We start from the raw sequence: 23,501 nt of genomic DNA, 5'->3' as shown, positions 1-23,501 counted from the left end.
ATTGAAACAGCCTCCCTTCGCTATATATTAAGAGCGAAGGGACTCCTTTTTTCATTTACATGCTTTCATGCATTGTACGGTTAATTACATCAATTTGTTGTTCACGAGTTAATTTAATAAAGTTTACAGCATAACCAGATACACGAATTGTTAATTGTGGATACTTCTCAGGATGTTCCATTGCATCCATTAATGTTTCACGGTTAAATACGTTAATATTTAAGTGGTGCCCTTCTTTTACTGCATAGCCATCAAGCATTGATACTAAGTTACGTACTTGTACATCATCTTCTTTACCAAGTGCTTTCGGAATAATAGAGAATGTATTAGAAATACCATCTTGTGCATCTTCATATGGTAATTTAGCCACAGATAATAATGAAGCTAATGCACCTTTTTTATCGCGTCCATGCATTGGGTTCGCACCTGGTGCAAATGGTTCTCCAGTACGGCGGCCATCTGGAGTATTACCAGTTTTCTTACCGTAAACAACGTTAGATGTGATTGTTAAGATTGACATTGTATGAACAGAGTTTCTGTATGTTTTATGTTTACGAAGTTTATTCATAAATGTTTTTACAAGATTTACAGCAATCTCATCTACACGATCATCATTGTTACCGTATTTAGGGAAATCTCCTTCAATCTCGAAGTCAACTGCAATACCATTTTCATCACGAATTGGTTTTACTTTTGCGTATTTAATTGCACTTAATGAATCTGCTACTACAGATAGACCAGCGATACCTGTTGCCATTGTACGAAGAACGTTTGTATCATGAAGTGCCATTTCAATACGTTCGTAGCTATATTTATCATGCATGTAATGGATAACATTTAATGTGTTTAAATATAGACCCGCTAACCATTCCATTGTCATATCAAACTTATGCATAACTTCTTCATAATTTAATACTTCAGAAGTAATTGGTGCGTACTCAGGACCAACTTGTGCTTTTGACTTTTCATCTTTGCCACCGTTAATCGCATATAATAATGCTTTGGCTAAGTTTGCACGAGCTCCGAAGAACTGCATTTGTTTACCGATTCTCATTGCAGATACGCAACATGCAATACCGTAATCATCGCCGTATTCAGGACGCATAATGTCATCATTCTCATATTGAATTGCTGATGTTTTAATAGACATTTTCGCACAGTAGTTTTTAAAGTTCTCTGGTAATTGTTTAGACCAAAGAACAGTTAAGTTGGGTTCTGGAGCTGGTCCTAAATTATCTAATGTATGCAAGAAACGGAATGAGTTCTTTGTTACTAATGGACGACCATCTAATGCCATACCACCGATAGATTCAGTTACCCAAGTTGGGTCACCAGAGAATAATTCATTATAATCAGGTGTTCTTGCGAATTTCACAAGACGTAATTTCATAATGAAGTGATCTACAATTTCTTGTACTTCTTCTTCTGTTAAAGTACCATTTGCTAAATCTCTTTCAATGTAAATATCTAAGAATGTAGAAGTACGTCCAAGACTCATTGCAGCTCCGTTTTGTTCTTTAATCGCTGCAAGGTATGCGAAGTATAACCATTGGAATGCTTCTTGTGCATTTGTTGCTGGCTTAGAAATATCGAAGCCATGAGAAGCAGCCATTTCTTTTAACTCTTGAAGTGCACGCATTTGCTCAGATAACTCTTCGCGTAAACGCATCGTATCTTCGCTCATTACACCACCAGTTAAATTCAAATCAGCTTTTTTCGCTTCAATTAAATGATCAATACCATATAACGCTACTCGGCGATAGTCACCGATAATACGTCCACGTCCGTATGCATCTGGAAGACCAGTAATAACACCTGATTTACGTGCATTTCTCATTTCTGGTGTGTATGCATCAAATACACCTTGGTTATGAGTTTTTCTCCACTCTCTAAAAATACGACTAAGTTCTTTATCCATTTCGTATCCATAAGATTCACAAGCTTGTTCTGCCATACGAATACCACCATATGGTTGTAAAGAACGTTTAAATGGTTTATCAGTTTGGAAACCGACTACTTTTTCAATATCTTTATTTAAGTATCCTGGGTCATGTGATGTAATAGAAGAAACAATTTTTGTATCCATATCAAGAACGCCACCGTTTTCACGTTCTTTCGTTGTTAAATCCATTACTTGATCCCAAAGTTGTTTCGTTGCTTCAGTTGCTTCTGCTAAGAAAGATTCGTCCCCTTCGAAAACGTTTACATTATTTAAAATGAAATCGCGAACATCAATCTCTGCTTTCCATTTTTCACCTTTAAAGTTTTCCCATGCGTTTTTAACATTTTCTAATACTTGAGTCATCCTAATCTCCTCCATTTTTGATTAGTACAGGACTAAGATTTTTTATATAACAGCTTACACACTTAGAATACTACTTTTTTACGAAAGTGAACGAAATAGTTGTGACATGTTTGTGAAATATTGAGCAAACTACTATATATATAGTGTTAACTTCATTTAAAAGTCTTTAAAATTAACCCTTTCCTTAATTGTATTTTTTTGGTATCCTTATATACGAGTCCTATTTTGTAATATAAGAACAATACCCATTGTAGAGCTGTAATACTCTTATCTCCTAATCTGTTATAGTTTTTATAACAGAACAAAAAAGTGTACACATGTTGTACACTTTTTTTGTTACTTCTATAAAACATCTCTTTTTCTATTGCCATCATAGAATCCGCCACGATTGTCTGTTAATGCAATTATTTGATCTAGTCCTTCTATATGATCACCTATAATTCGAAGTACAGCTGGTGGATGACCTATTTTAGCAAAATGTTCACTGGGACGAATACGGTTCATCTTATCGACCTCAACACGACTTACACATGCAACTTCAAATCCTGAAAGAATAGCTTTCACTTGGGCTACACACGGCGCCAGTAAAGATCTATACCCAATTTCTTTCAAACACTTACGGCTAAACGCATTCGGTACAGCGATAAGAGAGCCTACGCCTAGATCTTTTCTATCACAAGCTAAATTTAATGCATATTTAAATGCAGTTACAAGATGAAGCGGTACTCTTAAATCTAAATAATGATTTAGATCATTTAATGCAACATCTGTTCCATCTGCAATAGCTTTCGCAAAAGGATATAGCTCACTCGCTGGAATAACAAAATCGCCATCTATAAATAACACAATTTCTCCTTTTGCAAAATACGTTCCAAGTGAGCGCCCCACATCATTTCCGAGTGCTTCTTTATATACAATTGTCGTTGCCCCTTTGTCTTTTGCAATTTTTTTCGTTTTATCTGACGAACCATTTACGACAACGATAATTTCGAAGGGTTCAATTTTGCGAAGCTCTTCTATAACGTTTCCAATTGTTTTCTCTTCATCTTGTACGGGAATAACAACCGATAGTTGCTTTCCTTTATAGAAATCAGATGTAACACCCCACCCTTGATAAAACTCTTCAAAACTTAAAGTATGATAGACACTATCCCTTTTCCTATTTCCATCATAATATCCTCCGCGCTCATCACTGCTTAATATCCGTTCTGCTACTGCTTCTATATGATCACCTATCATTCTTTTTTCAGATTGGGAAAGATTTGTCCCATATGCAGCATGCTGGAATGGACGAAATTTATTCGGCGTAATAACGTCAATAGCACAATGACGACTAATTCTCCATTTACTTTGAACTAGGCGTAAATGAGCCACAATAGGATTAACAAAACATTCATATCCGATGCTTTGAACGACTTCTTTCGTCAGCGCATGAGGTACATCTAATAAAGAATTCATTTTTAATTCTTCACGCTCTAACATTGCATTTAATATTTGGCGCCATACTGTAATAGAAGTGGTTTTTTGCCTTTTTAAAAATAATGCATCCAAATTATTTAAAACTACATCTGCCTGATCGTATAAAATCGGATTAAGGAATAATTTTAATTTTGAAGTTGGAATAGCAAAATCACCATCTATAAATAGTAATACATCGCCTATCGCATGTTTTGCGCCGACTGCACGTCCAACATCGTTCCCTAGTAGCTCTGTATGCTTGATTACTTTACACCCTAAACGATCTGCAACATCTTCTGTTCCATCATTACAACCGTTTGCTACTACAATGATTTCTACTGGATTTAATGGTCTTACCGATTGAATAACGTCTGAAATCGTATCGACCTCATTACATGCAGGAATAATAACAGATAATGACTTAGCCATTGTTTTGTTCACGAAACCACTTAATTGTTTCCTTCAATCCGTTTTCCCACGTTACTTTCGCCTGAAATTGAACAAGCTCTTTTAATTTTGTTACATCTGGTCTTCTATTTGGAATTTCTTCAAAACCATGAGGATATACTTCTTCAAAAGGCACTTGGACAATCTTCGAAGAAGAATTCGTTAATTTTTTAATTACTTCTGCTACTTCTTTTATGCTCTTTTCATTCTCAGAACCTATATTAATAATCTCACCATTTACCTTCTCATCCATTGCCCGAATCGTTGCCTCTACCGCATCACTTACATACGTAAAACAACGTGTCTGCTTTCCATCTCCATATACGAGAATGTCTTCTCCTTGCAGTGCCGCGCGGATAAATCGCGGGATTACTCCTGCATATGGACCATCTTTCGCTCTTGGACCATAAATATTAAAGTATCGAACAATCGTTACTGGTAAACCTTCTAATGCGTACCCTAAACATAATGTCTCTTCCAACGTTTTACAAACTGCATAACTCCAACGAATTTTAGAAGTTGCCCCGTACAATCGATCTCCCTCTTCAGAGAAAGGCGGCTTGGCCTTACCATATACTTCTGAAGTAGAAGCAAAAACTACTTTCTTCTTTCCTTTTAACGCTGCTTGTAAAACATTTCTCGTCCCATCAAAATTCGTTTCTATGAGCTCTATACTTTTTTCCATTGTTGTTTTCACACCTAAAATTGCTGCTAAATGAAACACGACATCATGCTGATCTACTAATTCATAAATAGAATTTTTATCTAAAACACTTATTGGAATAACACGGATTTCTTTCATTAACTCTTTATGGTACTTATTTTTACCTTTATAAAAGTTATCCACAACAGTGGCCTCATAACCTCTTCTCATCAACTCTTCAGCTAAATGCGACCCGATAAATCCGGCCCCACCTGTAATTAAACATTTCTTACTCATTTACTCACCTTCTTTACAATCCCGCGTGTATCTATTACTCGATCCATTCCTTTAAAAAGCTTCCAATCAATATTAGAATGATCCGTTAAAATTAAAATACAATCCGCTTTTTTAACTTTTTCTTCATCTAAAGAAACAGATTGGTACACCTTATCTCCAATTTCCGCGGAAGAAATATAAGGATCATGATATTCTATCTCGTATCCTTGATTTCTTAATAATTGAATAATCGGTAACGCTGGTGATTCTCTCAAATCATTTACATCTTTTTTATACGCAATCCCTACAATTAACACCGTTGCAGGTAATTGCACCACACTTTTTACTTTCCGGACCATTTTCTCTGGCATTTCTTCATTAATTATATGTGCAGCCTCAATTAATTGACTAATTGCCCCATTCTTTTTTATTCTCCATTGAAAATATAAAGGGTCTACGGGAATACAGTGTCCCCCTATCCCTGGCCCTGGCCAATACGGAGTAAACCCAAATGGTTTTGTAGATGCCGCTTCAATGGCCTCATAAAAATCAATGCCTAAACTTTCACATAGTGTGTTTAGTTCATTTACTAAAGAAATGTTAACTAAGCGCTGAATATTTTCAAATAGCTTGCACATCTCTGCTACTTTCGGAGAGCTAACAGGTACAACTTCGTCAAAAATGGTACTATATAAATCCTGTACCTTTTGTTTACACTTTTCTGTTTGTCCACTAATAACTTTTGGAATAGCTTGAACTGAATATTGACTATTTGCTGGATCAATTCTCTCAGGGGAATATCCGATATAGAAATCTTCCCCTACCTTTTTACCATTTTGAGAAATAATAGGTAGGATGACTTCTTCAAGTGTACCTGGATATGTGGAGCTTTCAAAAATGAAGGTTTGTCCTTTTTGAAGGTTTTGTTGTATATAATGCGAAGCTGAAATGAGGGCACTTAAATCTGGTTCTCTTTGTTCATTAATTGGAGTCGGGACAGTGACAATAACATAATCACTATTTTGAAAATCAGCAATGCCTTGATCCGGTGTATTTACTGTTAATTTTTTTTTCGTCAATAAACTTTGTAACTCTTTAGAAGAAACATCCGGAATATAACTTTCTCCTTTTATAATTGAGTCTATTTTTCTAATATCTTTATCTAATCCAAGTACTGTATGCCCTCTTTCTGCAAAATGTACCGCTAAAGGAAGGCCAACATACCCTAGCCCAATAATAGCTACTTTACTACTATTCATTTGTATTCTCTTCTTCCCTTCTCAATTGTTGAATTACATCTCTATCTCTATCTCCATCTGTAAAACCACCACGTTCGTCCGTACATTGTAATAAATACGCAACCGCTTCAAGTTGATCACCGAAAATACGATCAAATGCTGAAATACGCCCATTTACAAATTCGTGTTGCTCTGGACGTACGCGATTTGTTTTTATAACATCTACTAACTCTACTGTTGTAATAGAGAATCCTTCTAAAATAGCTTTCACTTGTGCTAATGGCGGAATGATAAGGGAATCATATCCTATTTTCTCTATTACCTTCTTATGAATGGCATGTGGTACAGCAGTTAGTGAGTTATTCCATAAATCTGGTCGTTTCGCTATCAAATTCACAAAGTATTTTCCCATACTAATTGGATCTGCTGGATGAAACATATCTAATAAGCATTGTAAATCATTTAACACCACGTCATTTCCATCTTCAACAGCATGTAAAAATAGAGTGAGTTTTTTTGCTGGAATAACAAGATCACTATCAACGAATAAACAAATATCTGCCGTAGCATGCATGGCACCTATTGCTCGTGCTACATTATGTCCAAGCGCCTTCGTAAACTCAACAACAATAACATTCTCTAGCTTTGCCTGTTTAACAGTCTCAACATCTGCTCCATTCGCGACAACTATAATTTCATCTACACCTGCTTCTTTCACTTCTTTTATAACAGACCTTATGGTTATTTTCTCTTCTGATACTGGGATAATGGCACTATATTTCGCTTTATTCTTTTGTAATAAAACTGGTTTATACTTTCCTACAAACTCTCTATCTCTATTGTCCTCTGAAAAACCACCGCGTTTACCATATGTTTCGATTACGTATTGTAAAGCTCGCAAATGATCACCCATAATACGACTAGTCGCTTTCGGATAAGGAGAGCCAGGCGATGTACCAGTATGCACAGGACGAACTTTATTTGTGTAGATGACATCAACTGAAGCCATATCAGAAATATCTACTCCTCTAGACATCGCCATCGCTTGAAATAATGCTGGATCTGCTAAATTCCACCACCCCAGTTTTTCAATCACTTTACGACTTATCGCATGTGGTATTGCAATTAAAGAACCTACAACAAACTCTTTCTTGTTCAAATAACGATTTAACATATATTTTCCAACCGTCGTATAATGCGGTCTCATCTTCAAGTAAACGGACCATGTTAAATTATTTAAAACAATCTCATGTCCTTGTCGTATTCCTTTAATAAAATTGTATAATTCTTCACTTTTCATGACGATATCACCATCTAAAAACAAAACAATCTCGCCTTTTGCTTCTCTAGCACCAATTGCCCGTCCCACATCATTACCAAGAGAATATCTATAATAAATCACACGGCAATTATGCTGTAATGCTATTTCCTTCGTCCCATCTGTCGATCCATTATCTACTATGATAACTTCATATGGTTCGAGCTTTCTTACCTCTACTAAAACTTTTGATAAAGTACTTGCTTCATTATGCACTGGAATAACAACTGACACTCTCATACTTGTATCACTCTTACCCTTCCAAGCGAACATAAGCAATAATAGGAATACGCACAACTACATCTTCTGGTGGTCCATAAGAAGGAGAAGTACGAACAATTACTGCCCCATCCGTCACAGATAAAAGAACGCCTACAATGATTTCTACAGCTGTCACAACTTGCACTAGTTCTCCAACATGGTTACGTAATTCATCAGTAAATAACATATATAACTCTCCTTTCTTAAGCTTCTTTAATTGATATAATACTTGTAAATGGTAATAAAACTTCAGTTCCTATTCCTTCTTGCAATGTTAAAAAGTCATCACCAACTGCTACAATAACACCTGTTAATTGTCCAACTGTCACCGTAATCTCTACGCTTTTACCTAAATACTGCTTTGCAATTTCTTTAAAAGGTGATGTATTGCATTCTTTTAAAATGTTACAAATAATAGATTGAAATCTACTTGATTCAATAACTTCTTCCGTAGCTTGCTTAGAGTTTCTTTGAATAAATCTCGCGAAGTTTTGTGAAAATAAAAGTCTTTCCACAGCAGGCAATAACTTATTATCTAAAAAATAATCTAATTGTCTATTAAACAATCTTGATAATTTATGCCAATATTTTCTGAACAGACACATACACTTCTCCTCCTATTATTTTTAGATTATAAAATTTTACATCCATACATCTTAATGTATACAAAATGGATATTTTTGTGATAGGTAAGACATACATTTTCTAAAAGAAATATTTGTTTCAGAGCATAAAAAAACTATCCAAAAGGATAGTTTCTTACACTTCAATATTCCGCAATATCGAATAAATGTCATTATTCACTTTACCAAATGATTTAATATTATTTTGAATGTTAGATAATAAAACAACATATACACTGCCATTTTTACTAAATCCGTTTAAGCAATTCCAACCTGGCATTACACCATGATTCGAATAGCTTCCTGGGTCTACGTACCATCCAAACCCGTAATCCTTTTTTCCACCCGTAAACATTTGATCGTAACTCTCTTTTGAAATTAATTTTCCAGAGTATAACGCCTCATTAAATAAATATAAATCATGTGCACTCGTATATATATCACCACAACCATAAAGTTGTGACATGCTTGGAATATTAGGTGTTGTCATATTATTATTTACTATTTTATAACCCGTTGATGGGAATCTTGTTTGTTCTAACGCTGTGCCAAAGCCAGAATGTTTCATACCGGCAGTGGCAAAAATATGTTGTTTAATATATTCTTCGAGTGACTGCCCACTTACCTTCTCGGCAATGTATGCAAGTATAGAGTAGTTCGAATCGGAATACTTCCACTTCTCTCCTGGACCACCAATACGCTTTTGATTACCTATCCGCTTTATCAGTTCTTCATGAGAAATATCTTCTTTTCCCTGCTCATATTCGGGAATCCCTGATGTATGTGTTAATAGATGTTTTAGCTGAATACTATTACCTTGTGGGAAATTTGGAATATACTTCGCAACAGTATCTTCTACTTGCAATTTATTTTGATCTTTCAACTGCATAATAGCAGTTGCTACAAACGCCTTTGAAATAGAACCAATATAAAAAGTCGTCTCTGAATTATTCGGTACTTGCTGCTCTTTATTTGCCATACCGTACCCTTTATTCAAAAGAACTTTTCCATTCTTCACAATAACAGCCGTCCCACTAAATCCTGCGTTTTTTAAATACTGGTCCAATTGAGCGTTTTCATTAATTTCTTGAGGTGGTCCTTCAGCAGGCTGTTCCGCAGCTTGCGCTTGCTTCACTTGTTCTTCCTGCTCTTTTTGTTTTTGCTTCTGTACTTCTTGTTTCTTTTTTTCTTCTTTCTTTTTTAGCTCTTCTTGTTTCTTCATTTCTGCTGCCGCTTTTAAAGTTTCTTCTTTCTTATTGTGCGCAACAATTTTTGTATACATGAAATATACAAGTGATAATAGTAAGACGAGAATGATTGTTCTTTTTATGTATACCATCGGCCGATGTGCTTTCCCATTCGCATTATTTTTTTCCTGATCCATAATTGCTTTTTTCCCCTTACTCACCAATAATTTAATTCCTCTACTAAAGATTTATTTTAGTAGATTATGGATAATCCATTCTATATCATCCCTACTTTATCACGCACTGCACATATTACCAACCTATATGTACAAAAAAGAAAAAGAAAATTTACAAAAGTAAGATTCCCGTTAAATTATTAACAAAAAAAGAGGATATCCTCTAAAAAATTGATATTATCAATCTTTTTGAATATCCTCTAATCTCATTATTTATACGTGTTTTTTCATATCATCGGCAACAGATTCAACATTTGTACCTACGATAACTTGTACACTAGTATTACTTAATTTCATAACACCTTTTGCACCAGCACGTTTTAATGCTGCTTCATTTACTTGACCAGCATCTTTTACTTGTAAGCGTAGACGTGTTGCACAGTTATCAATAACTGTTAAGTTTTCTTTTCCGCCTAGAGCTGCTACGTAAGTTTCACCAATTGAACCTGCAACTGGTGCATCACCATCTTCAACTAACTCATCGTCATCTTCACGACCAGGAGTTTTTAAATCGAACTTCTTAATTAAGAAGTAGAATACTACGAAATAAATTGCTGCGTAAATTAAACCGATACCTGCTAGTAAGACTGGTTTTGTTGCAATACCGAAGTTTAAAGCATAATCGATTGCACCGGCACTAAATGAGAAACCATCATGAATGCCAAGTGATGTTGTAATGAATAAAGAAAGACCTGTTAGTACAGCATGAATACCATATAATACTGGTGATAAGAACATGAATGAGAATTCAATAGGCTCTGTAATACCAGTTAAGAATGAAGTTAATGCTAGACCAGCTAACATACCAGTAACTGCTTTACGCTTTTCTGGTTTAGCAGCTGCAATCATTGCGAAACATGCTGCTGGTAAACCGAACATCATAACTGGGAAGAAACCAGTCATAAACATACCTGCTGTTTTGTCACCTGCAAGGAAACGAGCAATATCACCATTAACAACATTACCTGCTGCATTTGTAAAGTCTCCAAATACAAACCAGAAGTATGTGTTCATTACGTGGTGTAAACCAATTGGGATTAATAAACGGTTTAATAAACCAAATAATCCTGAACCAATTGCACCTAAATTAACAATTCCATGAGCTAATGCATCAATACCATTTTGAATTGTTGGCCAAATTTGTGCAAATAGAATTCCTAATATTAGCATCACAACTGATGTAACAATTGGAACGAAACGTTTTCCAGCAAAGAAACCTAACCATTCTGGAAGTTTAATCTTATGGAATTTATTATAAAGAAGTCCTGCTATAACACCAACAATAATACCACCTAAAACTTTCATATCTACTTTAGTCGATAATTCAGCAGCCTTAGATACTTGTGTCATTGTATCCGCAAGCTTAGATGGATCTACATTTGCGCTATTACCTATTAAATCTTGAACTTTACCTAATTTACCTTGTAATTCAGCAGTTGAATACCCTTTGCTAAGTGCATCAATACTATTTTTCATAACAAGATAACCAATTGCACCTGCAAGACCTGCTGCACCACTACCATCCACTGAAAGACCGATTGCAATACCAATTGCAAAAATAAGTGCCAAGTTATCAAAAACTGCTGCGCCGGCCTGTGCCATAACAGGAATATCAAATACATCTGGTTGCCCTAAACGAAGCAATAATCCTGCTGCTGGTAGTACTGCGATTGGAAGCATTAAAGCTTTACCAATACGTTGTAAAAACTGCAACATTTTAATTCCCCCTAATCAAATTTATGAAATCGTTATCATTATAAGTACGCTTTAGAAAACGCTTTCTATTACATAACCATAATAACATATAGTTGTATAGATGTGTAGTTTTTATTTCTGAACTTTTTATGGATAAATCTCCTATTTCCAAACTGTTATATAAAAGGAAAATTCTCCTTTTTAAAATACAGAATACTCGAAACGAAAGACCTATTATATCACATTGAACTTTCGTTTTATCATTCCACTTTTTCATGTTATTATTTATTTCCGAGCATATCGGGAAAAGTAAACTTAGTTAATTCAAAATAGGAGCGTTGGTACTATGCAGTGCATTGAAACAAACAACTTACAACAGTTGTTAGAACAAGTAAAACCATATACGAAAAAAGGCAAACTTGCTACTTATATCCCCGAACTAGGAAATGCAAATCCAGACGATTTAGGGATTGCCATTTTCCATAAAGAAACAGAATATATCCATGCAGGCAACTCACAAACACTATTTACTCTTCAAAGTATTTCCAAAGTAATTACACTTGCCCTTGCCCTTTTAGACCGTGGTGAAGAATATGTATTTTCTAAAGTTGGAATGGAACCAACGGGTGACCCATTTAATTCTATTATTAAGTTAGAAACGACAAGTCCGTCCAAACCCCTTAATCCAATGATAAATGCAGGAGCATTAGCTATTACAAGCATGTTAGCAGGAAAAGATAACGAGGAAAAAATGGAACGTATTCTTCACTTTGTACGTGAAATAACAGATAATCCTACTATTAATTATTCCTCTAAAGTTGCCGATTCAGAATTAGAGACAGCTTATCTAAACCGTTCACTTTGTTATTATATGAAACAAAACGGAATTATCGATTGTGATATTGAAGAACTTATGGATTTATATACTCGTCAATGCGCAGTTGAAGTAAACTGCATCGATTTAGCACGTATCGGCTTAATTTTTGCAATGGATGGATATGACCCATATAAGAAAAAACAAATTATCCCTAAGCATATTACAAAAATTTGCAAAACATTTATGGTCACATGTGGTATGTATAACGAATCTGGTGAATTTGCAATTCGTGTTGGTATTCCTGCAAAAAGTGGTGTAGCCGGTGGTATTTTTGGCTGCGTAAAAGGAGACATGGGAATCGGTATTTTCGGACCAGCTTTAGATGCAAACGGAAATAGTATTGCTGGTTTTAAAATTCTTGAACTTCTTTCTGCTCAAGAAGGTTGGAGCATTTTTTAATCGCGAGTTATCCTGCTATACTAGCAGGATTTTTTATTTCGCCAAAACCTCCCTTTTGTCAGTTATCAATACTCTTACAAAAACAGTGCTGAAAGTTTCTCTATATCATGCATATTTGTTCCCCCCTCCCGAATAATATAGTACAACCTAGCGCTATATGTGGAGGTGTGAAAGATGAAACTAATATTTCAAATGGGAAAACAACCTGTTCTTGAAAAAACAATCCTTCTTTTTATATTGAGTATTGTAGAAAGCTTGAAGTTAAAAGTTGTTTCACTCGACGAAGCTCACCGATACATATTCAATTTAGAAGTACTTGAATTATTAATGGACCGGAACATCGATGATCAAGTACTTGAACTTATTCATTTCGGGATGGGACTTGAAGACATTTATCATGTGCTTCCCGAAGAACTTGAGCATACGATTGAGGAATTAAAGTGGCTTTGCATTCAAGTATTAAGTGAGTACAGTATGCATGAAGAATCGGAACAATTAATTGAAGATATACGGTAAAAAAGCACCTATGTAGGTGCTTTTAATGTTTTTTTAAACTATTTTTATACGCCTCAATATTTACTGGTAGCTCTTCCTCTTCCAAAGTATGTTCATTTACATCTTTATGAATGAACGCACCTTTAGGTGGTTGATGATCATGCCCTTTTTTCTTATGATCAAATGCTTTCCCGCGTCCCATACAAATCCCCCTTTCTTAAAAGAAATCCGTATTAGTATGGAGAAAAGTACGTCGATATATGCAATCTCTTGCTGTATTTCCAAGGAAATACTCGAACCTTGTTTTCTACTCTCCTTACAACAACTGATCAATCCCAATAAGAATTAATAACACTCCTGCGATAACTGTCGCCCACTTTCCTAAGTATTCTGCTAAAAATCGTTTCCCTACATACGCAAAACTACTAATACAAATAAAACTAAACACCCCTGAAATAGTTGCTGTAACCCAAAGGTTCAGGTTTGTTACTCCAGCATCAAATCCACCTGCAATATTATTAATAGACAACGCAATCCCTAATACAATTGCTTCTGAAAAACTAATTGTTTTAGAACCATCAAAATCTGCTTTTTCTGGATCACGTAAAATTCCCATAAGTACATTACCATCTTTAGAGCCTACGGTATTTCTTTGCCCCAAGAAAGGCTGGCACAAAATAAACACCCCGATTATCCCTAAAACGATTGCTCCAATCAGGTTTGCTGTAAACTCTGAAATAAATAACGCAATCCAGTTCCCAAAAAATCCAGCTAATAAAGTAAATAAAAACCCAAAAAATGCGATGATAAAATTGTTGAACCACGAAATTCTAATTTTACGAATGCCATATGCAATCCCAACACCTGCATTATCTAAATTAGAAGCAATCCCGATTAAAAAAATTGAAAATAGACCTGCCGTACTCATAAATAGCCACCCCTTTTCCTCACTTTTCCATGCATCTTATGAAAATGTTGAGCAACTGTGCCTGTCTGTTTCATATACATGTAATAAATGCTCAACATTTTTTCAACAATAAAAAGGAGTGCCTTCGCTATGCCTAAAGAAAATCCAAATGAGCGGCTTAGTAGATTAATAAAAAAACTTTTAAAAGAACGTGCCTTATCTATGCGCCAACTCGGAATGCTTACAAATATTGATCCCGCAACAATCTCAAGAATTATGAATGGTAAACAACCGCCAAAACAAAAACACCTACAAAAATTTGCAGAATGTCTGCAAGTTCCACCCCAATTGTTATTTGATGAAATGTATCCTGATTCTCCTCACATTAATAAAGAAAAGACGGATATGTACACATCTCTTGATACCATTCAGCAAACTTTACAATCCTCTAACTTATTCGATTTCGATTACACTACAACTCGCGTAAAACAAGAACTCGAAAATTACGAACGCTATGCCCAGACAACAGAAGGCGAAAAACGTATTCATGACAGTTTTGCAAGCAAATTAGAGCAAATTGATAGTGCTGGTCCTTTTATTGAACAATTAACAGATATGTATCAACAATTTTGTAATGAAACCATTTCAAAAGAAGAACGTGCAGTTCTTGGGAGCGCATTACTTTATTTCATATTATCGACAGATATTATTCCCGACTATCTCTTTCCAATTGGCTATTTAGATGATGCGATTGCCGTTGAATTAGCGAAAGAGAAATTAATTGAAATGAAACGAAAGACATAGAAAAATAAAGAACTATTTCAGTTGTTTATATTCAACACTGAAATAGTTCAATAAAAAATCGTACAAGTATACATACTCGTACGATTTTACTGTACAAATCTATTTTTTCGTGTGGCACCATTCATATATAAATGCTGTTATCACTTTTGTAAATTCAATTAACTGTTCAACTTCAACTTTCTCATTTACAGAATGTGCTTCTTCTAATGTACCTGGTCCATATATAATCGCTGGAATATGAAATTCACTAAACCAACCACCATCCGTTACCGTTGCAGACATATCTAAAATTGCATTTTTAGAAAGAATTGATTCATGTACTGAGCTAAGCGTTTTTACAGCTGTATGTTCACTATCTATTTCTAAAGAAGGGAAAATTTCGCCACGATCCACAATCATTGATTCTCCGCCCCACTTAAATTGTGGCGGATTTTCACTTAACCATGGATCGGCAACTGCCACCTTTCCAATATACTCTTCAATTTCTTTTATTATTTGTTCATGTGTTTCATTCGGATAAAAGTGCACTGTTATCCATAACCGGCACTCATCCGCAATAAAAGCTGCATGTCTTCCACCCTCAATAACAGCTGGATTAATTGTTGTTGTTCCAGATGGATAGCCTTCATATGTTTTCATAACTGCCCAGTGGCGCTCTAATTCTTGTAAACTTTGCACAATTTTCATCATTTTTTCAATCGCACTCGCTCCAAATAAACATCCTCCAGCATGGATCATTTGTCTGCGCGTTGCATCATGAAACGTTTGCGGACTTTTCACTGTAATCCATCCAGTAATGACACCGCCTTGTCCTTGCATATGTAAATCGCTCGTATCCACTACTACTGCAAAATCAGCATCGTAACCTCGCCTGCAGCATTGAAGTGTACCTGCCTCTCCAACTTCTTCTCCAATTACGGATTGAAAGATTAAATCTCCAGGTAATTCAATACCAGCTTCTTGTAAAAGTTGAATGGCAAATAGCGCTCCAGCCAGCCCACCTTTCATATCTGCTGCGCCACGTCCAACTAACCAGCCATCTTTTATAAATGGATCAAATGGATTCGTTTCCCACGCCTCATCTGCTGACACTTCAGCTACATCCATATGACCATTAATAATAAGACTTTTATATGAGTCACTTTTTATTCCTTTTTTAACTCCGACAACGTTCGGATCATTCGGATATACATCCCATTTATCAATACTAAAATTTCGTTTTCTTAAAAAATCTGCAACAAATTCTTGCGCTTCATTTGTATTTCTCGCTGGTGGTGCTGGTGTTTCAAAACGAATTAATGTTTTTGTAAGTTCTAACAATTCCTCTTTCCTTGAATCTATTTGTTTTAACAACTGCGAAACTTCTGGATTCATCGCTAATTCCCCTTTGCATACATAGTATGTTTCCAGCTTTATTTTCACAAAAAAAGAGACTGTTTACAAATCTTACAGTCTCCAAATTAATTCATATTATAAGCTCTCTACTTCCGTCGTATTTGTCTTTTCAATATGTTCTACTTTACGTGCCTTATTTCTTGTCGCACGGTAAAACAGTAAACAAACAATCATAAATGGAATACCACAATACAATGCCATTCTTTGTTCTGGAATAAAGGCCATTCCAACGATTACTGTTAAATTTAATACTAACGCAAGAAGTGGTACAAATGGATACAATGGTGTTTTAAATTTCAATTCTTTCACATCCCCGCCCTGCTTTATGTATGACCTTCTAGCTAATAAGTTAGATAGAGCAATAGATGCCCAAACTAATATCGCCCCGAACCCGGCAATAGAAAGTAGCCATAAATAAACTGTATCTTCCGCATAAATACCTGATAGTAATGAAAGGCAACCTACAATTGTACTTACAATCAATGCATAAATAGGAACACCGTTTTTAGATAACTTACCAAAAATCGGACTAATCATTCCTTGATTAGACATAGACCATAGCATACGAGAAGTTGCATATAACCCTGAATTCGCAACGGATAGCACTGCTGTAATGATAACAAAATTTATAATATCTGCTGCATAAGGAATACCAATTTTATCAAATACAACTACAAATGGACTTTCAATTACTCCCGCTTGCTGCCAAGGGAATAGTCCAGCAAGAATAAAAATAGATAGTACAAAGAAAACAAGTATACGCCAAACTGTATTGTTAATTGCCTTCGGGATTGTTTTCTCTGGATTTTCACTCTCACCTGCTGCAATACCAACTAATTCTGTTCCTTGGAAAGAAAAATTAACTGCAATCATCGTAATTAAAATGGCTGATAATCCATTGGGGAACAATCCACCATAATCAGTAAAACTAGAGAACATCGGCGCTGGTTCATTTCCTTTCATATCTAGAAAACCAAACATTGCTGCCCCGCCTAAAATAATAAATGCAATAATCGTAATTACTTTAATACTTGCAAACCAAAATTCAACTTCCGCAAAACTTCTTGAAGATAACGCATTAATAGCAAAGAGGAGTACCGCAAACACTACGCACCAAATCCATGAAGGTACATCAGGAAACCATCGTTTCATTAAAATACTAACTGCAATTAGTTCAATCCCTATCGTAGCTGACCAGTTTAACCATGACATCCATCCAACTACATAACCTGCTGCAGGAGAAATATGCTTTGTCGCATACGTTTGATAAGATCCTGCGTCAGGCATTGCAACAGCTAACTCTCCGAGACAGAGCATCGTTAAATACATAACAAATCCTCCAACAAGATATGCTACAATCGCTCCTCCAGGCCCAGCTTCATGAATTGTATACCCAGATCCTAAAAAAAGACCGGTACCAATAACGCCTCCAAGTGCAATCATAAATATGTGCCTGCTTTTCAATTCTCTTTTTAATCCTTGATTTTGATTCATCATATAAATCCCCCCTTTTCACTTTGTAAACCCATTTAATGTAAGCGTTTTTAAAATTATTCACCGTAAAAATAATGATTTAAAAGAGCAAAAATACACGTCACTTACATTAATCACTGCCTGTTACTAAAAGGTCATCCCTTACTGTTATTAATAACTTTTGATCAGCAATAGCTTGTCCTTCTACTACTTCTAATGATTCAATATAACCACTGATCCCTATCTTAATTTCTACTTTCTGTTTATCTATTGTTTCAATTAATGCTAATTTCTCCCACTCATATACGTAAGAACTTTCCGTAACAAATAACTTCTCTACTTTCCCGTAACAAGGACTATACACGCATTCTATAACCGTCTTCACTTTATACACTCCTCCTTCTTATTAGTTGGTACTGAAACGTTGCATATCCCTCCTTTAGATATATCAATTATTATTTATGCAAAATGCGTACCAATCTCCAATTCCTATTTAAAATGAAGGTTTCTCAAAAAAAAAACTTCATAACCGCAAAATTTTTCTATCATTTCAGAGATTTTAAAAGGAAAATAGCAAAAAATTTTTGCGATTTTATAAGAATTTTAATAAAATTATAAAAAGTCAGTCTTCATAGGGTGGAATGAGGAGAAGATAATCTATGCGTACAGAAGAAATTAATTTAAAACAGATCATTGAAATGAATATGCTATATGAAACTTTACTCAATGAACTCGACATCGGAATTCATATTATTAATGAGGAAAGTAAGACGATTATCTATAACCGCAAAATGATGGAAATTGAATCAATGGAGCGCTCAGATGTGCTATATAAAAGTCCTTTAGAAGTATTCGCATTTGAGGAAAATAAAAATAGTACTCTTATAGAGGCATTAAAATTTGGAAAAACAAAGAAAAATATAAAACAAACGTATTTTAACAATAAAGGACAAGAAATTACAACGATTAACGATACTTTCCCTATAATAGAAAATGGAAAAATTAAAGGCGCTATTGAAATATCAAAAGAAATTAGTAACTTAAAGCAAACGATAAAAATAGGTCCTTCTCGAAAACAAAGCACTAAATTTACCTTTGATCACATAATTGGTGATTCTGAAGCCATTCAATCAATCATTACAGAAGGAAAAAGAGTAATTCGTACATCATCCTCCATACTTCTAGTAGGAGAAACAGGCACTGGTAAAGAACTATTTGCACAAAGCATCCATAATGAAAGTCAGCGTTCAACAAAACCCTTTATTTCACAAAACTGTGCCGCTATACCTGATACCTTAATGGAAAGCCTACTATTTGGCACAAATCGAGGTGCCTTTACAGGAGCAATAGATAAATCAGGCTTATTCGAAGAAGCAAACGGAGGAACTTTGTTATTAGATGAAATCAATTCATTAAGCCCAATACTTCAAGCTAAGTTGCTGCGGGCTATACAAGAAAAAACAATACGAAGAATCGGAGGTACACACGAAAAAGAAATTGATGTTCGCATTATAGCAACTATCAATGAAGATCCCTTTGAAGCCATCGCACATAATCGATTAAGAGAAGACTTATATTACCGATTAAGCGTCGTTACTTTATGTCTTCCGCCTTTACGTGAAAGAAAAGAAGATATTCCAGCTCTTGTTCAGCACTTTATTGAAAAATATAATACTCAATTCGGGCTCAACGTAACCGATGTAGATGTAAATGTAAGAGAATTTTTCTATGCATACGATTGGCCTGGAAACGTACGGGAGTTGGAACATATAATTGAAGGTTCCATGAACTTGATAGAAGATGAAACCATCATTACAGCGTTTCATCTTCCTACTCGCTTTCGCGAACGAATAAAAACAGAATTCAATATGCAACATGCACTAACTACTCACAATACTGATGCACCTAAAACTTTAAAACACACAATAGAAAAAATGGAAAAGAACTACATTAATCAAATTCTTAAAGAGAATCATGGCAACATCTCACAAGCTGCAAAATTTTTAGGATTAAGTAGGCAAAACTTACAATATCGAATTAAAAAACTGCATTTACACATATGAAATAAACATGTCTCCAAGTGTAAAAATGACTTGGTAAAATATGTTATAATAAACATATAACATGCTAGAAAGGGGCTATATATATGAGTAATGATAAAAAATTAAAGTTATTACAATACTTATACTTTTTCCCTGTCATGCTCTGTATGATGTTATTCATTAATGCCGATGTAAGCAGCTCTCCTTATGCAAAGCTATTAGGAACAATTTTTGGCTCCTTTGCAGCTATTATGCTTGCTGCTTTTTGGAATTTGAAGATACGTATAAAAAACGAAAAATCTTCTTAATACTAAAAAAATCGAGCTACTTAGCCCGATTTTTTTATTTGCCATTAAAACTCAACATTCTCTAAATACAACCCACTTGCCTCAGCAAGACAATTAATTTGATTGCGCTGCTTTTCCTCTAAAATGTTTGGAATTGCTTCAGCATCTAATTGTCCTAATCCAACTTCAATTAATGCCCCGACAATTTTTCTTACCATATTATGAAGGAAGCCGTTACCACTTACTCTAATTTGTACAAACCCTGCCTCTTCCATCACATCAAGTGTATATACTTCTCGAACCATAGATTTTTTCTTTGATTTCGCATTTGAAAAAGCAGTAAAGTCATGTGAACCAACTAAATGTTTTGCAGCTGCTTTCATGCTTTTCACATTTAATTTTTTATTCACATGCATGCTGTATTTACGCATAAATGGATTTGTATGCTCTTCATTCCAAATTTTATACAGATATGTTTTTGCTTTAGAATTGTAACGAGCATGGAAACGATCATGTACTTCTTCCACATTCGTAATGCTAATATCGTTAGGTAAATATTGATTTAAATATTTTTTCACTTTATGTTCCACTAACTTCTCATCACTTTGAAAGTTAGCAACTTGATTCAAAGCATGTACACCAGCGTCTGTTCTACTACAACCGATAATTTCAATTTCTTTTCCGACCATTTCAGATATGACACTTTCGATTTTTCCTTGAATTGTATTATCGTTATTACCGAGACGTTGCCATCCTTTAAAACGTGCGCCGTCGTACTGAATCGTTAATTTATAATTATGCATAATATTCTCCTTCATAGAAAATATTCCCTCATACCATGAGGGAATATTAATAAACTTTACTTTCTAACAAGCTTCACTACATTTTCTACGTGAGCTGTATGCGGGAACATATCAACTGGTTGCACATACTCCACTTCATAGCTCTTCATTAATGCTTGTACATCACGTGCTAATGAAGAAGGATTACAAGACACGTACACAACTTGTTTCGGCTTCACTTTTAAAATTGTTTCCAGTAATTTATCATCGCAACCTGTACGTGGTGGGTCGACAACAATTACATCTGGACGCCATCCTTCTTTTACCCATTTCGGTAACCATTGTTCAGCTTTACCTGCTTCATATTTCGTATTTGTAAATCCGTGACGCTTTGCATTTTTTCTTGCATCTGCAATTGCTTCTGGAATTACATCCATACCACGTACTTCCGCTGCATCATTTGCAAGCCAAAGACCGATTGTACCAACACCACAGTATGCATCCACAATCTTCTCGTTTCCTGTTAACGCAGCTGCTTTTTTCGCTTCATTATACAAAACAACTGTTTGCTCTGGATTCAACTGGAAGAATGCACGTGCTGATAATTCAAATGATAAATCGCCAAGTGTTTCTTGAATGACTTCTTTTCCAGCTAATTTAAATGTTTTGTCGCCAAAAATAACAGATGTTTTACGCCAGTTTACATTTTGCATAATTGATTTAACCGCTGGCATCTGTTTTTGTACTTCTGCAATAAATTGTTCTTTATTTGGTAATTCTTCTTTTGTTGTAATAAGTGTAACTTGTACTTCCCCTGTTTGAACTGCAGTACGTGTTACAATTGTGCGTACTAAACCTTTTTGTTTTTTCTCATTGTAAATAGAAACATTTAATTTTTCTAAAATACGTCTTACAACTTTTGTCGCTTCATTCGTTGCTTTATGTTGAATCATACAGTGAGCGATATCAATTAACTGATGTGAGCTTTGTTTATACAGCCCTGTAATAACCTTTTCGTCTTTACGCCCCACTTGTAATTGACTCTTATTACGATAATGCCATGGATTTTCCATGCCAAGCGTTGGGCGAATTTTCTCTTCCATACTATTTTTCATGTACTTCTCAAATGCTTGTACAACGATATCACGCTTTTGATTCAATTGTTCTTTATAATCTAAATGTTGCAGCTGACAACCGCCACACTCCTCATATACTGGACACGGTGCTTTCACACGATGCGGTGAAGCTTTACGAACTTTTTTCACTTTCGCTTCAGCGAAGCCACGCTGAATTTTCGTTGTTTCTGCAACAACTTCTTCTCCTGGTAATGCCCCTGGAATAAAAACAACTTGTCTCTTAAAATAACCAACGCCTTCTCCGTTAATCCCAAGACGTTTAATTGTCACAGGAAACGTTTGACCAACTTCCAACTTACTCTCATGTTGCTTTTGTATCATTATTACACCTCTACTCTATACTTTTCCATAAATATAACGCTGCATAACTGCAGTATGGTTCACACTCTTGTTTCACTTTTTCTAAAAATGCATCATCAGGTTTATCATCTAATTGAAATATACCTTGCACTGCACGCTGAATCCCAATGTCCGCTTTCGGGAACATATTTTTCCGTCCAAGCCCAAACATTAAAAAGTTTTGCACTGTCCATGCACCAATTCCCCTAATTGGCAACAATTGTGCTGAAATGTCTTCTTCCGTCCCATTTTCTATACTCGCTAAATTTAATGTACCACTGACAATACTTCGACCTAATCCTACTATATATTCAGCCTTTCGCTGACTAAACTTCTGCTCTCTCAATTCTTCTATTGAAATATTTGCTACTATTTCCGGAGTGGGGAAAAAGAATACACCGTTCTTCTCTGTTCCATACCGTTTCACAAATTGTTCTGTTAACACAGTAGCAAATTTCAAATTTATTTGTTGGTGAATGATACAGCGAAGCAGACAAGCAAAATAATCAAATTCTAAAATAATTGGAGTATAAGCATATGTTTCAAATAGTGGACGTAATGATGTGTTTAAAAAATGATTTTGTATATCTTGAAACGGTTCATTCCAATGAAAAATGGCCCTCATTCGTTTCATGACTTTCTCTGGATCTCCTATCTGACTAGAAATCCAAAACTGTGGATTTTGAACAGTACCAATCCCTTGTAAGCGAACAACAACCTGTTCCTCGTCTATACAAAGCGGGATATAAATAACTTTCTCATCTAATTGAATGACGTTAAGAGGATCAAAAGATAAACGTTTTAATACTTCTTCAAAATGATACGGATACTCTAACGTAACATGTTCGCTCCACATACGTTTCCCCATCCTTTTTACA

23 protein-coding genes and 1 pseudogene are annotated in these 23,501 nt (G+C 35.2%); 5 read left to right on the top strand and 19 right to left on the bottom strand.

The features are described 5' to 3' along the window. Positions 1-55: 55 nt before the first annotated feature. From pflB to V7S45_RS02525, 11 genes and pseudogenes are all read right to left on the bottom strand, one after another. On the bottom strand, positions 56-2,305 hold the full coding sequence (pflB, locus tag V7S45_RS02575; protein WP_025687077.1) for a formate C-acetyltransferase: 2,250 nt from the start codon (positions 2,303-2,305) through the stop codon (positions 56-58). 152 nt (positions 2,306-2,457) lie between these two features. Beyond that, positions 2,458-2,679, bottom strand: coding sequence for a hypothetical protein (locus tag V7S45_RS02570; protein WP_002094217.1), 222 nt, complete (start codon positions 2,677-2,679; stop codon positions 2,458-2,460). Beyond that, positions 2,648-4,192, bottom strand: coding sequence for a glycosyltransferase (locus tag V7S45_RS02565; RefSeq protein WP_013141734.1), 1,545 nt, complete (start codon positions 4,190-4,192; stop codon positions 2,648-2,650). Before V7S45_RS02565 ends, V7S45_RS02570 begins: the two co-directional genes overlap by 32 nt. Then, positions 4,185-5,150: an NAD-dependent epimerase/dehydratase family protein gene (locus V7S45_RS02560; protein ID WP_342761643.1), complete on the bottom strand. Its 966-nt coding sequence runs from the start codon at positions 5,148-5,150 to the stop codon at positions 4,185-4,187. The genes V7S45_RS02565 and V7S45_RS02560 overlap by 8 nt, the downstream gene beginning before the upstream one ends. Beyond that, positions 5,147-6,388: a nucleotide sugar dehydrogenase gene (locus V7S45_RS02555; RefSeq protein WP_001088925.1), complete on the bottom strand. Its 1,242-nt coding sequence runs from the start codon at positions 6,386-6,388 to the stop codon at positions 5,147-5,149. The genes V7S45_RS02560 and V7S45_RS02555 overlap by 4 nt, the downstream gene beginning before the upstream one ends. Further along, positions 6,381-7,925, bottom strand: coding sequence for a glycosyltransferase family 2 protein (locus V7S45_RS02550; protein ID WP_025687076.1), 1,545 nt, complete (start codon positions 7,923-7,925; stop codon positions 6,381-6,383). The genes V7S45_RS02555 and V7S45_RS02550 overlap by 8 nt, the downstream gene beginning before the upstream one ends. 13 nt (positions 7,926-7,938) lie before the next feature. Further along, positions 7,939-8,133 carry a hypothetical protein gene (locus V7S45_RS02545; RefSeq protein ID WP_000899470.1) on the bottom strand — a complete coding sequence of 65 codons (195 nt, stop codon included), beginning with the start codon at positions 8,131-8,133 and terminating at the stop codon, positions 7,939-7,941. Positions 8,134-8,149: 16 nt separating this feature from the next. After that, complete coding sequence (locus V7S45_RS02540; protein ID WP_000335532.1) at positions 8,150-8,551, bottom strand: hypothetical protein; 402 nt, start codon at positions 8,549-8,551, stop codon at positions 8,150-8,152. A 154-nt stretch (positions 8,552-8,705) separates the two neighbouring features. Then, positions 8,706-9,953: a serine hydrolase domain-containing protein gene (locus V7S45_RS02535; RefSeq protein WP_088346426.1), complete on the bottom strand. Its 1,248-nt coding sequence runs from the start codon at positions 9,951-9,953 to the stop codon at positions 8,706-8,708. Between the two features lie 252 nt (positions 9,954-10,205). Further along, a complete protein-coding gene (gene nagE / locus V7S45_RS02530; protein WP_025687074.1) occupies positions 10,206-11,708 on the bottom strand; it encodes an N-acetylglucosamine-specific PTS transporter subunit IIBC in 1,503 nt (500 codons plus the stop codon). A 141-nt stretch (positions 11,709-11,849) separates the two neighbouring features. Continuing rightward, a pseudogene (locus V7S45_RS02525) lies at positions 11,850-11,964 on the bottom strand (transcriptional regulator). Between the two features lie 69 nt (positions 11,965-12,033). Here V7S45_RS02525 and glsA point away from each other — a divergent pair. Further along, entirely contained in the window at positions 12,034-12,963 is a 930-nt protein-coding gene (glsA, locus tag V7S45_RS02520; RefSeq protein WP_001149850.1) for a glutaminase A, read from the top strand. A 174-nt stretch (positions 12,964-13,137) separates the two neighbouring features. Continuing rightward, positions 13,138-13,479: a DUF3969 family protein gene (locus V7S45_RS02515; RefSeq protein ID WP_000766604.1), complete on the top strand. Its 342-nt coding sequence runs from the start codon at positions 13,138-13,140 to the stop codon at positions 13,477-13,479. A 22-nt stretch (positions 13,480-13,501) separates the two neighbouring features. On the opposite strand, the gene V7S45_RS02510 is transcribed toward V7S45_RS02515, so the two are convergent. Both V7S45_RS02510 and ytaF read right to left on the bottom strand, forming a co-directional pair. After that, positions 13,502-13,660, bottom strand: coding sequence for a hypothetical protein (locus V7S45_RS02510; protein ID WP_000532409.1), 159 nt, complete (start codon positions 13,658-13,660; stop codon positions 13,502-13,504). A 114-nt stretch (positions 13,661-13,774) separates the two neighbouring features. Continuing rightward, complete coding sequence (gene ytaF / locus V7S45_RS02505; protein WP_025687073.1) at positions 13,775-14,386, bottom strand: sporulation membrane protein YtaF; 612 nt, start codon at positions 14,384-14,386, stop codon at positions 13,775-13,777. 129 nt (positions 14,387-14,515) lie between these two features. Between ytaF and V7S45_RS02500 the strand changes: the two genes are divergently transcribed. After that, the gene (locus tag V7S45_RS02500) at positions 14,516-15,169 is read left to right on the top strand and encodes a helix-turn-helix domain-containing protein (RefSeq protein WP_025687072.1); all 654 of its coding nucleotides are present in this window, start codon (positions 14,516-14,518) and stop codon (positions 15,167-15,169) included. Between the two features lie 99 nt (positions 15,170-15,268). Here the strand turns inward: V7S45_RS02500 and V7S45_RS02495 are convergent, their stop codons facing one another. The 3 genes from V7S45_RS02495 to V7S45_RS02485 form a co-directional block, all read right to left on the bottom strand. Then, positions 15,269-16,543 carry an acetylornithine deacetylase gene (locus V7S45_RS02495; RefSeq protein ID WP_025687070.1) on the bottom strand — a complete coding sequence of 425 codons (1,275 nt, stop codon included), beginning with the start codon at positions 16,541-16,543 and terminating at the stop codon, positions 15,269-15,271. 96 nt (positions 16,544-16,639) lie between these two features. Next, positions 16,640-18,061, bottom strand: a complete 1,422-nt coding sequence (locus tag V7S45_RS02490) for an amino acid permease (RefSeq protein ID WP_000981865.1) — start codon at positions 18,059-18,061, stop codon at positions 16,640-16,642. Between the two features lie 106 nt (positions 18,062-18,167). After that, positions 18,168-18,422, bottom strand: coding sequence for a biotin/lipoyl-containing protein (locus tag V7S45_RS02485; protein WP_000859480.1), 255 nt, complete (start codon positions 18,420-18,422; stop codon positions 18,168-18,170). A 274-nt stretch (positions 18,423-18,696) separates the two neighbouring features. Here V7S45_RS02485 and V7S45_RS02480 point away from each other — a divergent pair, with 274 nt between their 5' ends. Together V7S45_RS02480 and V7S45_RS02475 are read left to right on the top strand one after the other, a co-directional pair. Beyond that, positions 18,697-20,100, top strand: coding sequence for a sigma 54-interacting transcriptional regulator (locus tag V7S45_RS02480; RefSeq protein WP_001258445.1), 1,404 nt, complete (start codon positions 18,697-18,699; stop codon positions 20,098-20,100). 83 nt (positions 20,101-20,183) lie between these two features. Next, the gene (locus V7S45_RS02475) at positions 20,184-20,387 is read left to right on the top strand and encodes a hypothetical protein (RefSeq protein ID WP_025687069.1); all 204 of its coding nucleotides are present in this window, start codon (positions 20,184-20,186) and stop codon (positions 20,385-20,387) included. Between the two features lie 44 nt (positions 20,388-20,431). Here V7S45_RS02475 and truA read toward each other — a convergent pair whose 3' ends face one another. The 3 genes from truA to V7S45_RS02460 are packed head-to-tail and all read right to left on the bottom strand — an operon-like array spanning position 20,432 to position 23,479. After that, positions 20,432-21,169 (bottom strand): tRNA pseudouridine(38-40) synthase TruA, encoded by a 738-nt coding sequence (truA, locus tag V7S45_RS02470; RefSeq protein WP_000553118.1) that lies wholly within the window; start codon positions 21,167-21,169, stop codon positions 20,432-20,434. A gap of 56 nt (positions 21,170-21,225) precedes the next feature. Next, positions 21,226-22,605: a 23S rRNA (uracil(1939)-C(5))-methyltransferase RlmD gene (gene rlmD / locus V7S45_RS02465; RefSeq protein ID WP_025687068.1), complete on the bottom strand. Its 1,380-nt coding sequence runs from the start codon at positions 22,603-22,605 to the stop codon at positions 21,226-21,228. Between the two features lie 10 nt (positions 22,606-22,615). Next, entirely contained in the window at positions 22,616-23,479 is an 864-nt protein-coding gene (locus tag V7S45_RS02460) for a DNA-3-methyladenine glycosylase (RefSeq protein WP_342761642.1), read from the bottom strand. Positions 23,480-23,501 lie beyond the last annotated feature (22 nt).

This window comes from Bacillus sp. BR3(2024) (genome assembly GCF_039134555.1).
GTDB classification, from domain to species: Bacteria; Bacillota; Bacilli; order Bacillales; family Bacillaceae_G; genus Bacillus_A; species Bacillus_A cereus.
The sequence above is the reverse complement of the archived record's forward strand: the minus strand, read 5'-3'. Positions and strand labels throughout refer to the sequence as shown.

Excerpts from the sequence above, each read along its gene's own strand:
- pflB (WP_025687077.1), bottom strand. The coding sequence starts at position 2,305 with ATGACTCAAGTATTAGAAAATGTTAAAAACGCATGGGAAAACTTTAAA.
- V7S45_RS02570 (WP_002094217.1), bottom strand. The coding sequence starts at position 2,679 with ATGATGGCAATAGAAAAAGAGATGTTTTATAGAAGTAACAAAAAAAGT.
- V7S45_RS02565 (WP_013141734.1), bottom strand. The coding sequence starts at position 4,192 with ATGGCTAAGTCATTATCTGTTATTATTCCTGCATGTAATGAGGTCGAT.
- V7S45_RS02560 (WP_342761643.1), bottom strand. The coding sequence starts at position 5,150 with ATGAGTAAGAAATGTTTAATTACAGGTGGGGCCGGATTTATCGGGTCG.
- V7S45_RS02555 (WP_001088925.1), bottom strand. The coding sequence starts at position 6,388 with ATGAATAGTAGTAAAGTAGCTATTATTGGGCTAGGGTATGTTGGCCTT.
- V7S45_RS02550 (WP_025687076.1), bottom strand. The coding sequence starts at position 7,925 with ATGAGAGTGTCAGTTGTTATTCCAGTGCATAATGAAGCAAGTACTTTA.
- V7S45_RS02545 (WP_000899470.1), bottom strand. The coding sequence starts at position 8,133 with ATGTTATTTACTGATGAATTACGTAACCATGTTGGAGAACTAGTGCAA.
- V7S45_RS02540 (WP_000335532.1), bottom strand. The coding sequence starts at position 8,551 with ATGTGTCTGTTCAGAAAATATTGGCATAAATTATCAAGATTGTTTAAT.
- V7S45_RS02535 (WP_088346426.1), bottom strand. The coding sequence starts at position 9,953 with ATGGATCAGGAAAAAAATAATGCGAATGGGAAAGCACATCGGCCGATG.
- nagE (WP_025687074.1), bottom strand. The coding sequence starts at position 11,708 with ATGTTGCAGTTTTTACAACGTATTGGTAAAGCTTTAATGCTTCCAATC.
- glsA (WP_001149850.1), top strand. The coding sequence starts at position 12,034 with ATGCAGTGCATTGAAACAAACAACTTACAACAGTTGTTAGAACAAGTA.
- V7S45_RS02515 (WP_000766604.1), top strand. The coding sequence starts at position 13,138 with ATGAAACTAATATTTCAAATGGGAAAACAACCTGTTCTTGAAAAAACA.
- V7S45_RS02510 (WP_000532409.1), bottom strand. The coding sequence starts at position 13,660 with ATGGGACGCGGGAAAGCATTTGATCATAAGAAAAAAGGGCATGATCAT.
- ytaF (WP_025687073.1), bottom strand. The coding sequence starts at position 14,386 with ATGAGTACGGCAGGTCTATTTTCAATTTTTTTAATCGGGATTGCTTCT.
- V7S45_RS02500 (WP_025687072.1), top strand. The coding sequence starts at position 14,516 with ATGCCTAAAGAAAATCCAAATGAGCGGCTTAGTAGATTAATAAAAAAA.
- V7S45_RS02495 (WP_025687070.1), bottom strand. The coding sequence starts at position 16,543 with ATGAATCCAGAAGTTTCGCAGTTGTTAAAACAAATAGATTCAAGGAAA.
- V7S45_RS02490 (WP_000981865.1), bottom strand. The coding sequence starts at position 18,061 with ATGATGAATCAAAATCAAGGATTAAAAAGAGAATTGAAAAGCAGGCAC.
- V7S45_RS02480 (WP_001258445.1), top strand. The coding sequence starts at position 18,697 with ATGCGTACAGAAGAAATTAATTTAAAACAGATCATTGAAATGAATATG.
- V7S45_RS02475 (WP_025687069.1), top strand. The coding sequence starts at position 20,184 with ATGAGTAATGATAAAAAATTAAAGTTATTACAATACTTATACTTTTTC.
- truA (WP_000553118.1), bottom strand. The coding sequence starts at position 21,169 with ATGCATAATTATAAATTAACGATTCAGTACGACGGCGCACGTTTTAAA.
- rlmD (WP_025687068.1), bottom strand. The coding sequence starts at position 22,605 with ATGATACAAAAGCAACATGAGAGTAAGTTGGAAGTTGGTCAAACGTTT.
- V7S45_RS02460 (WP_342761642.1), bottom strand. The coding sequence starts at position 23,479 with ATGTGGAGCGAACATGTTACGTTAGAGTATCCGTATCATTTTGAAGAA.